The sequence below is a fragment of the Dyella sp. genome (assembly GCF_036746095.1).
In the GTDB taxonomy this organism is placed as follows: domain Bacteria; phylum Pseudomonadota; class Gammaproteobacteria; order Xanthomonadales; family Rhodanobacteraceae; genus Dyella_B.
In genome coordinates this window covers 1-9,486 of sequence record NZ_DAIOEU010000096.1, presented here as the reverse complement: position 1 = coordinate 9,486, position 9,486 = coordinate 1, and the positions used below count along the sequence as shown (strand labels likewise).

The window sequence follows — 9,486 nt, the reverse complement described above, 5'->3', positions numbered from 1 at the left end:
CTCTTCCAGGCGCTTGACGATGACGCGATCGTGCAGCGGACGCAGTTTGCTCATGAGATGCACTCCAGCTATGGATGGATGGAAAAAAGGGGTGACCCCGGACCGGCCTTGGTGCCGTTGTTAGCACTCGAGGTACGTGAGTGCCAATTCTAATCACCAAAAAAACCCCTGCAATAGGGGCCGGACGGGTCGTGCCAGGGTTAATGGGGGGAACGTGAGGGCTTTCAAGGCCTACCAACGAAACGACGCGGTTTTGAAATTCGGGATCGACACCGGCGGTAAAAATGCCGACGATGGCCCGTTTCCAGCTGAGCAGACGGGCACCAGGCCGTGACCACGGAGCATACATTACGCGAGCAGGTCGTCGCCTACGGCCTGAAGCTGACCCCTTCGGGCTTGAGCCAGGGCACCTCCGGCAACCTGAGCGTGCGCCATGGCGACGGCTTCCTGATCACCCCCAGCGGCACGCCCTACGAGGAGATCACGCCCGCCGCTGTCGTGCAGGTGGCGATGGACGGCAACCATGCGCCGGGCCTGCGCCCTTCCAGCGAGTGGCGCTTCCACCGCGATATCTACGCCGCGCGTCCCGACGTGCATGCCGTGGTGCATGCCCATCCGCCCTACAGCACGGGGCTGGCGATGTGTCGCATGGATATCCCGGCGGCGCATTACATGATCGCGGTGAGCGGGGGCGATTCCATCCGCTGCGCCGGTTACTACACCTATGGCACGCAGGAGCTCTCCGATGCCGTGGTGCAGGCGCTGGATGGCCGCCTGGCCTGCCTGCTGGCCAACCATGGCATGATCGCGACCGGCGCCACCATGGAGCAGGCGATGTGGCGCGCGATCGAGGTGGAAACGCTGGCCCGGCAGTACACGATTGCCTTGCAAGCGGGCAAACCGGTGATGCTGCGCGACGACGAAGTCACGCAAGTGATCGAGAAATTCGGAAACTACGGCTTGATGTCCAGGAAGTAGCGCACGCCATGTCCGATCCGAACGACGTCCTGCTCTGTTATTGCACCTGCCCCAATGCCGCCAGCGGACAACAGCTGGCTGATGCGCTAGTCGGTGAGTCCTTGGCGGCCTGTGTCAATCGCATTCCAGGCATTCATTCGACTTACCGCTGGAAAGGCGAGGTCACCACGGATGCCGAGGAACTGTTGCTGATCAAGACCACCGTGGCGCGCTTCGATGCGCTGAAAGAGCGCGTGCTCGCCTTGCATCCCTACGAACTGCCGGAGCTGATCGCGGTTTCGGTGGAACACGGTCACGCAGCTTATTTGGATTGGGTGCGCGCCGCCGGCGAACCGTAAGCGGGATGCCCAACCCCGCTACGCACTGCCACTCTCCCGCCAAAGTACTGGTCAAGCGGTCAAGGGGCGCCGAGCGCCTTCAACTCGTTCGGCAGCTGCGCATCCACGCCTTCGATACGTCGCACCACATGGCCTTGCGCGTCGATCAGCAGCAAGGTCGGTACGTGCATGACGCGAAAGCGGCGAAACAATGTGCCGGACGCATCCAGCGCCAACGGCATCGCCACATGATGCTCGCGCTGATACGCAAGCAGGTCATCCTTGCCCGCCCATAGCCCTGATGCGATGCCAAGCCAGCGCACCTGGCTGTCGCGCGACAACGCTGCCACTTGCCTGCGCACTGCCTTGCAGCTCGTGGCAAGCGCAGGACGACTGTTGGCGAGATAGGTTTCGCACCACGGCGAAAGGAACACCAGCACCGTGGGATGCGCGTGTTGCGCATCGAGGTGAAATGGCTCGCCATTGACCGTTGGCACGATGAGATTCGTGACATGCTCCGAATCATCCTCAACCGAACCATGGCTGGCGGCGATGCCCGCCCCGGGTGCGGACGCGGACGTACGCGCCGCCTGCAAGGCTGCCGTCAGCTTCGCATTGACTTCGTGACCGACATACAGCACACGTCCATCTTTGCCGATCACCACATGCTGCGGCGTCACGCGCAAATGAAAGGCGTCGCCGATGGAGCCATCGTCAAAGACGATCGGCATCTTCAATCCCATCGCCTTCCGATATTTGCGCACGTCTTCCACGGTATCGTCGAAGCCGACGTCAATGGCGATCACCGCAAGATCCGAACCCGCGTGCTCATACACATCCTTCAGATGCGGCATCTGCTCGCGGCAGGGCACGCACCAGGTGGCCCAGAATTTCAGGTACACCGCCTTCTTGCCGTAGTAGCTGGCCAGGTCGATGGTCTGGCCATCGATGGTTTTCAGCACCAACCTGGGCGCCGGTGTGCCGACGAGGCCACGCGCGGCGGCCTGCGCATGCTGTTCGCCGGTTTCGGCATGCAGCGACGTTTGAAATCCGCCTAGCAAGATCAACAAGAACGAGACAAGGATACGCACGGCAATCTCCCTGGGTGACATGCCCATGTTGGCGATCCAGCGCCGTTGTCTTAAGGTCCACTTCGCGGTAAATGCAGGGAACCACCTTGCTCCACCACTCCCCTCGCCCGCGCAGTCGCGGGGCGACGGATCTGCAGTTTCCCAAAGCCGGAACGCAAAGCGACTACCGGTCCATGAGTTCGACCAACCGGCGAACTCCTTCGCCGATGCGTTGCACGTCGGCTGCGCCCAGGCCAAACCCGACGCCATTCACGGCAGCAGGATCCAGCGCGCAGAGATTCAACGCATCCAGCCGTATGCCGTTGTCGGCCGCGCGTTCGACCAAGGCGATCGCATCGATGGATGCGGGCAAGCTCGCCGCAACGTGCAGGCCAGCATCGGAAGACCACAGGCGGAACAGGCCGCGGGAATGCTGCTGGAGAGCATCAAGCAGCACGTCGCGACGTTCGGCGTAGATCTTGCGCATATGGCGCACATGCCGCGCCAAGTGGCCTTCGGCGATGAATGCCGCGAGCGTATCCTGCACCATCACGTTGCCATGCCAATCCGACTGGTACTTCGCGCTCGCCAATGCCGCGCACAACCACGGCGGCACCACCGCATAGCCCAGGCGCAAGGACGGAAACAGGCATTTGGAAAACGTGCCGATGTAGCAAACGGCATCGCCACGATCCAGTGTCTGCAACGCATCGAGCGGCCGGCCGCTGTAGCGGAATTCGCTGTCGTAATCATCTTCAATGATCACCGCACCGCGCGAGCGCGCAAAATCCAGCAACGCCACGCGGCGACGCGGCGACATCACCACGCCGAGCGGAAACTGGTGCGAGGGTGTGACGTAGACGATGGCCGCATCGCCCGGCAGTTCTTCCACGACCAATCCTTCTGCATCCACTGGCACCCCGACGATGCGCGCACCGGACGCCATAAATACGCTCCGCAACGGAGCGTAGCCGGGATCTTCCACCGCCAGGACGGTTTTCCCTGGGGTCACCAATACGCGCGCCAGCAGATCGAACGCTTGTTGCGCGCCATTGGTCACCACGACGTCGTCAGGTTCGCACGCCACCGCGCGCGCAAACGAGATATGGCTGGCGATCGCCTCACGCAGCGCGGGGTTGCCTTGCGGATGGCCATACAGTGGCGCGGCTTTCGACAGGTGGCGCAACGCGCGCGCAGAAAGGCGCCGCCATACGTCGTAGGGAAAGGGACGGCCATCGGGAAGGCCGAGACGGAAATCGTACGGGAATGCACCCCGTTGCATTGGCGTCGGCATCGCGATCGCGCCCCGCCAATACGGCGCCAGTCGATGCTCGTTGCGCGCCACCGTGGCCGGCGCCGGCGCGGCTTGCCGCCTTGCGGCCACGTCGGCCACGAAGTTGCCGGCGCCGCGCCGGGCCACGATGTAGCCCTCGCTGAGCAATAAATCGTAGGCCGCCACCACGGTATTCCTGGACACGCCCAGGGCATCGGCCAGCGCGCGCGTCGCCGGCAGGCGCAGGCCGGCTTTCAGCCGTCCATCCAGGATCGCCGCATGCAATTGCCCGTGCAGCGCCGCCAGGCGCTGGCGAGAGCCGCGGTCCGGCAGCTCCAGCGGAAACTCGAACGGATGGTCCATGTGTCGCCAGCCCCAAAAACTGGATCCGTAGATTTGTCTCAATGTGGTTCTTTTGCAAGTCCACATGCCACCCTAAGCTTCCGCTCAACGTCACCGCCCCCGCGAGGTACCGCCATGACCGACCTGCACTTTGTCCCGGCGCCGAACGGCCTGAAGGCCAAGCTGTTCATGCAAAAGCCCTGGCTGGCGGATCGTCCGTTCATTGCCGACGAGTTCTCGATTGCCGACATCGCCTGTTACCGATGGATCGTTCCGTACGAAGCACAGGGACAGGACCTCGCCGAATTTCCCAACGTGAAGCGCTGGTTCGAAAACATGGCGGCGCGACCGGCGGCCGTGCGCACGTATGTAAGGTGTCGAGAATGTCCATGCGTCCAAGCAGGCGATATCGGAGGAAGAACGCGACGTGCTGTCCAGGCAAGGCGCAAAGGTTCGCGCCTCAATCCGCCGCATCCGAAAAGACTGCTGACAGGTACGGTCATTGCCCGGGTTTAGCATGGTGTCTTGCGAGCAGCGTGGATAAAGTCCGAGCGGTTTTCGTTGCGAGACAAGGCGCGAGGAGGAGTCATAGTGGGCACTATGGCGACGACGAGCAACGCAGGATCGCGGTGAAAAATGCCGGGATTTATTCGCGCTGCTCGCAAGACACCACACTAAGGTTACTGGGCCACCTCCATGAGTGCCTATGCCATGAAGAAGTCCGACATCGCTACATTGATTCTGCTGGGCGCCCTGTGGGGCGCTTCGTTCCTCTTCATGCGCATGGGCGCGGCGCAATTCGGCAGCATGGCATTGGCGGGCATGCGGGCGATCGGCGCGGCGATCTGTGCGACTCCCTTGCTGCTGTCGCGCGAACGTCTTGCCGAATTGCGCGCGAACTGGCGCTCGGTGGCCTTGATCGGGCTGGCCAATTCCGCGCTGCCGTTCGTACTGTTTTCCTGCGCCGCGCAGAGTTTGCCGGCTGGCCTGTCGGCAATCTTCGACGCGATCGCGCCGCTGCTGGTAGCCCTGTCCGGCTGGCTGTGGCTGAGCGAGCGGTTGAATGCGATGCAGGCGAGCGGCCTGGTGATCGGCATGAGCGGCGTGGTGTGGCTGATCGGCGGCAGCATGGGTTTCGGCCATGGCGGCGCGGCGGTCGGCTGGGCGATGGCCGCCTGCGTAGGCGCGAATATCTGCTACACCTTCGGCGCGCATTACAGCCATCGGCGCGTGCAAAGCGTGTCGCCACTGACCGTTGCGATCGGCAGCCAGGTGGCGGCAGCGGTGATGCTGCTTCCTTCCACGCTGTGGTTTTGGCCGGCACAACCGCCCACGCTGCAAGCCTGGATGGCCATGTTCGGGCTGGCCGCCGGCTGCACCACGCTCGCCTACGTGCTGTTTTACCGCTTGCTGGCGCGCATCGGTTCCACGCGCTCGATGGCGGTGCTGTATTTGATCCCCGTCTTCGGCGTGGTATGGGGTGCGCTGTTCCTGCGCGAGACGGTGACGCTGGCGATGGCCGGTGGATGCATCGTTATCCTGCTCGGCGTGGCACTCACGACCGGTGTATTGAGAATTCGTGCCACGACACCCGCACCGCTGGATGCGGTCGAAAAAGCTTAGGCTCGGGCTTCCACCGCGAGCTGATCCATAATCCCCGGTCGCGCCCCGCGCGATCCTCATGACTGGAGTTGGAATGCGCTCGCTTCGTTACGGCCGCGTCGCCGCTTACCTTTTCACCTTGCTGATGCTTTTGTTCGGCACGCATGCCTTCGCGCAGGACGCCGAAGACAATCTGCTGCCGGTCACGGAGGCCTACAAGCTGAGCGCCGATGCCAGCACGCCGGGCGTGGTGAAGCTGCATTGGGACATCGCACAGGATTACTACCTCTATCGCGGCCGCATGGCGTTCAAGGGTGGCGACGGCGTGACGTTGGGCGAGGCGAAGCTTCCCGATGGCGCAAAACATGACGATCCCTACCTGGGGCCGGTGGAGACCTATCACCACAGCGTGGATGCCACCATTCCGTACACGCTTGCACCCGGCACCACGGTGCTCAAGCTGGACGTGCGCTACCAGGGCTGCCACGAAACCGATCCGAAGATCTGCTATCCGCCGCATACCGAGCATTTGACGTTGCCAGTGCCCGCCTCGGCCGGTGCGACGCCCGCCAACAAGCTCGACGACCTGTTTGGCTCACGCGCGCAGCCGTTGACTGGCGGCAGCCATGAACCGCTGCCGGCGGAACAGGCCTTCCGCTTCGACGCGATCACGCAGGACGCCCAGCACCTGCTGCTGCGCTGGACCATTGCGAAGGGCTATTACCTGTATCGCGATCAGACGCAGCTGACCGTCAAGGATGCGCCGAAGCTTTCGCTATCGCCAACGTGGCCGCCTGGCGTCACGCACGCGGATGCGCACTTCGGCAACACCACGGTGTATTTCGATGAGCTGACCTTGCCGGTGGCGATCGACGGCGATACCGCCGGCATGAAGTCGCTGGCGTTGGTGGCGAGCTTTCAAGGCTGCCAGGATGGCGGTCTGTGCTATCCGTTGATGACGCGCCTAGCGCATATCGATCTGGCCGGTGGCAGCGGCACCACCATCACAACGGCCGCCAACCCGGCACCGGAAATGCCGCCGGCGGACGCGAAGAAAGCTGCATCGCCCGGCGTCAGCTTCTTGTACGCGTTGCTGCTCGCCCTGGGCGGCGGCCTGGTGCTGAACCTGATGCCGTGCGTATTGCCGGTGCTGTCGATCAAGGCGATCGGCTTGATCGAGAGCGGCGAGAATCCTGCACGGCGCCGTTTGCATGCCTTGATGTACACGGCCGGCGTCCTGCTGAGCTTTGCCGCGCTGGGCACCATCATCATCGCGCTGAAAACCGCGTGGGGCGCGCATCTGCAGAATCCGCTGGTCGTGGCGGTGCTTGCGCTGGTGATGCTGGCGGTGGCGCTGTCGATGTCCGGTGTGGTGCAGTTCGGCGCCTCGCTGGGCAACACGGGCAGCTCGCTGGCGAGCCGTTCCGGTCCGGCTGGCGATTTCTTTACCGGCGTGCTGGCGGTAGTGGTGGCGAGCCCTTGCACGGCGCCGTTCATGGGTACCGCGCTGGCGTATGCGCTGGTGGCGCCGATGGCCAGCGCCATCAGCGTGTTCCTTGCCTTGGGCCTGGGTTTGTCGCTGCCCTTCCTTGCCGTGGGGTTCGTGCCGGCGCTGTCGCGCTGGCTGCCGCGCCCCGGCCGCTGGATGGAAACACTGAAGGAGGTGCTGGCCTTCCCGATGTATCTCACCGCGGCCTGGCTGGCCTGGGTGCTGGCCAATCAGCGCGGCGCCGATGCCGTTGGCCTGCTGCTGGTGGCCGCGGTGTTGCTGGCGATGACGCTGTGGTGGTTCGAACGCAGCCGCAACCACCGCATGCTGAGCCGCGCGCTGGTGGCCTTGCTTGCGCTGGTCACGCTGGCGCCGCTGTATTACCTCGCTACCCTGCCCTTGGCAGCGCAAACAGCGGCCAGCACGGACGGCATCGTCGCCTACTCGCCGCAGAAGCTCGCCGAACTGCGCAAGGCCGGCACCCCGGTGTTCGTCGACATGACCGCGGACTGGTGCGTGACCTGCAAGGCCAACGAACACGCCGTGCTCAACGGCGATGATTTCAAGGCGCTGCTCAAGCGCACCGGCGCCATTTATATGAAGGGCGACTGGACCAACGAGGACCCGGCCATCTCCGCCTTCCTGCAGCAATACCATTCCCCCGGCGTGCCGCTGTATGTGGTGTTCCCGAAAGATGGCGGCGATGGCCGCAAGCTGCCGACGGTGCTGACCTTCTCGCTGGTGGAGCGGGCGCTGGCCGAGGCGGCGAAGTAGGCAGGTCGGTACATGCACGCCCGCAAGCCTGCATACTTGCGGCCCCGCTAGCTGTCCTTCGCCCATGCTGAGCCGCACCAACCTCATCATCCTTGTCCTGGCCCTGCTCGCCGCCATCGCCGGCGGCTGGTTGCAGCATGAAAGCCGGCGGGTACACGTGCCTGCCGGTGTCCACATCGCGAACGTCGGCGAACTTCGTCCAGACGTGGCCCTGTACGATCTTCATGGGCATGAGCGCCGACTCTCGGGGTACCAGGGCAAGCGCCTGTTGCTGAACTTCTGGGCGAGCTGGTGCGCGCCCTGTATCGCCGAGATGCCCGCGCTGAACGCCGCCCAGCACAAGTTCGCCGATCAGGGGGCGATCGTGCTGGGCATTGCCATGGATGAACCGGACAACGTGCGGTCTTTTCTCAGCAAACATCCGGTCGACTATCCCATTCTGCTCGGCCAGCTCACCTCGCCCAGTACCTCGCTGCGCTTCGGAGACATGGACGAAGTGCTGCCCTACAGCGTGCTGCTGGATGAAAACGGCAAGATCCTGGCCATCCAGCAGGGACCACTGGGCGCCAGGCAGCTGGAACGGTGGCTTTCCCCGGCAACCGCGCCCTGACGCCATTTGCGCGGCCATACGTCCACGCACGTTTAACATCTTCTTTCTCCGCCAAACGTCGCCGAATTGCGCCGAACTGGACAATATCCCCAACACCGCGCACACTCTCGCCGGTTTTCGGGGAGCATGGGAGCACCATGGCGAAGCTGCTGGTCCTGCACGGACCCAACCTCAACCTGCTTGGCGTGCGCGAACCGGAGATCTACGGCCGGGAGACGCTGGCCGACATCAACAACCAGCTGGCCGAGCGCGCCCAGGCGGCCGGCCACGAGCTGGCCTGGTACCAATCCAACGCCGAGCACGAGCTGATCGGCCGCATCCACCAGGCGCGCGACGAGCAAATCGCCACCATCCTGATCAACCCCGGCGCCTTCACCCACACCAGCGTGGCCCTGCGCGATGCGCTGGCCGCGGTGGGCATTCCCTTTATCGAGCTGCACATGAGCAACGTGCACGCCCGCGAGCCCTTCCGCCGCCACTCCTACCTGTCCGACCTGGCGATGGGCGTGATCTGCGGCTTTGGCAGCGGCAGCTACCGCCTGGCGCTGGAAGCTGCGCTGGCCAAACTTGAACCCACGCCTGCCGGCTAGCCGGCCCCTTACCACTTTTTTTCACACCATCACTGTTCACATCGGGCCGCCAAGCCGCGGCCCCAGACCCTGAGAAGGCAAGCCCTATGGATCTGCGCAAGATCAAAAAACTGATCGACCTGCTCGAGGAATCCAACCTCGCCGAACTGGAAATCAAGGAAGGCGAGGAAGTCGTCCGCCTGTCGCGCGTACCCAAGGGCGGCATCACCGTCGCAGCACCGGCCGCCGTGCACATGCCCACCCCGGCACCCGCACCGGCTGCCGTCGCGCCGGCCGAAAGCGTCCCCGCGGGCAGCAACCTGCCAGCCGGCAACGTGGTGAAGGCGCCGATGGTCGGCACCTTCTATGCCTCGGCCAGCCCGGGCGCGCCCGCGTTCGTGAAAGTGGGCCAGCAGGTCAAGGCCGGCGAGACGCTGGGCATCATCGAAGCGATGAAGATGT

The 9,486-nt window shown here is 64.0% G+C and carries 10 protein-coding genes; 8 read left to right on the top strand and 2 right to left on the bottom strand.

Annotated features, from left to right (window positions below; all coding sequences use genetic code 11):
• Positions 1-330: 330 nt before the first annotated feature.
• Positions 331-978, top strand: a complete 648-nt coding sequence (locus tag V7M64_RS21625; protein WP_333682177.1) for a class II aldolase/adducin family protein — start codon at positions 331-333, stop codon at positions 976-978.
• 8 nt (positions 979-986) lie between these two features.
• On the top strand, positions 987-1,316 hold the full coding sequence (cutA, locus tag V7M64_RS21620; RefSeq protein ID WP_333682175.1) for a divalent-cation tolerance protein CutA: 330 nt from the start codon (positions 987-989) through the stop codon (positions 1,314-1,316).
• Between the two features lie 59 nt (positions 1,317-1,375).
• Here cutA and V7M64_RS21615 read toward each other — a convergent pair whose 3' ends face one another.
• Positions 1,376-2,386: a TlpA disulfide reductase family protein gene (locus tag V7M64_RS21615; RefSeq protein ID WP_333682173.1), complete on the bottom strand. Its 1,011-nt coding sequence runs from the start codon at positions 2,384-2,386 to the stop codon at positions 1,376-1,378.
• Between the two features lie 163 nt (positions 2,387-2,549).
• Positions 2,550-4,001, bottom strand: coding sequence for a PLP-dependent aminotransferase family protein (locus V7M64_RS21610; protein ID WP_333682171.1), 1,452 nt, complete (start codon positions 3,999-4,001; stop codon positions 2,550-2,552).
• A 114-nt stretch (positions 4,002-4,115) separates the two neighbouring features.
• Here V7M64_RS21610 and V7M64_RS21605 point away from each other — a divergent pair, with 114 nt between their 5' ends.
• The 6 genes from V7M64_RS21605 to accB form a co-directional block, all read left to right on the top strand.
• Positions 4,116-4,496 carry a glutathione binding-like protein gene (locus V7M64_RS21605; RefSeq protein ID WP_333682170.1) on the top strand — a complete coding sequence of 127 codons (381 nt, stop codon included), beginning with the start codon at positions 4,116-4,118 and terminating at the stop codon, positions 4,494-4,496.
• Between the two features lie 195 nt (positions 4,497-4,691).
• Positions 4,692-5,603 carry a DMT family transporter gene (locus V7M64_RS21600; protein ID WP_333682169.1) on the top strand — a complete coding sequence of 304 codons (912 nt, stop codon included), beginning with the start codon at positions 4,692-4,694 and terminating at the stop codon, positions 5,601-5,603.
• 73 nt (positions 5,604-5,676) lie between these two features.
• Positions 5,677-7,845, top strand: a complete 2,169-nt coding sequence (locus V7M64_RS21595; RefSeq protein WP_333682168.1) for a protein-disulfide reductase DsbD — start codon at positions 5,677-5,679, stop codon at positions 7,843-7,845.
• 64 nt (positions 7,846-7,909) lie between these two features.
• Entirely contained in the window at positions 7,910-8,455 is a 546-nt protein-coding gene (locus V7M64_RS21590; RefSeq protein ID WP_333682167.1) for a TlpA disulfide reductase family protein, read from the top strand.
• Between the two features lie 137 nt (positions 8,456-8,592).
• Positions 8,593-9,045 (top strand): type II 3-dehydroquinate dehydratase, encoded by a 453-nt coding sequence (gene aroQ, locus V7M64_RS21585; protein WP_333682166.1) that lies wholly within the window; start codon positions 8,593-8,595, stop codon positions 9,043-9,045.
• An 86-nt stretch (positions 9,046-9,131) separates the two neighbouring features.
• On the top strand, positions 9,132-9,486 hold a 355-nt coding region (accB, locus tag V7M64_RS21580), incomplete at its 3' end, for an acetyl-CoA carboxylase biotin carboxyl carrier protein (protein ID WP_333682165.1).

What these genes read in the sequence shown, in the direction of transcription:
- cutA (WP_333682175.1), top strand. Translation starts at nt 987, where the DNA reads ATGTCCGATCCGAACGACGTCCTGCTCTGTTATTGCACCTGCCCCAAT.
- V7M64_RS21610 (WP_333682171.1), bottom strand. Translation starts at nt 4,001, where the DNA reads ATGGACCATCCGTTCGAGTTTCCGCTGGAGCTGCCGGACCGCGGCTCT.
- V7M64_RS21605 (WP_333682170.1), top strand. Translation starts at nt 4,116, where the DNA reads ATGACCGACCTGCACTTTGTCCCGGCGCCGAACGGCCTGAAGGCCAAG.
- V7M64_RS21600 (WP_333682169.1), top strand. Translation starts at nt 4,692, where the DNA reads ATGAAGAAGTCCGACATCGCTACATTGATTCTGCTGGGCGCCCTGTGG.
- V7M64_RS21595 (WP_333682168.1), top strand. Translation starts at nt 5,677, where the DNA reads ATGCGCTCGCTTCGTTACGGCCGCGTCGCCGCTTACCTTTTCACCTTG.
- V7M64_RS21590 (WP_333682167.1), top strand. Translation starts at nt 7,910, where the DNA reads ATGCTGAGCCGCACCAACCTCATCATCCTTGTCCTGGCCCTGCTCGCC.
- aroQ (WP_333682166.1), top strand. Translation starts at nt 8,593, where the DNA reads ATGGCGAAGCTGCTGGTCCTGCACGGACCCAACCTCAACCTGCTTGGC.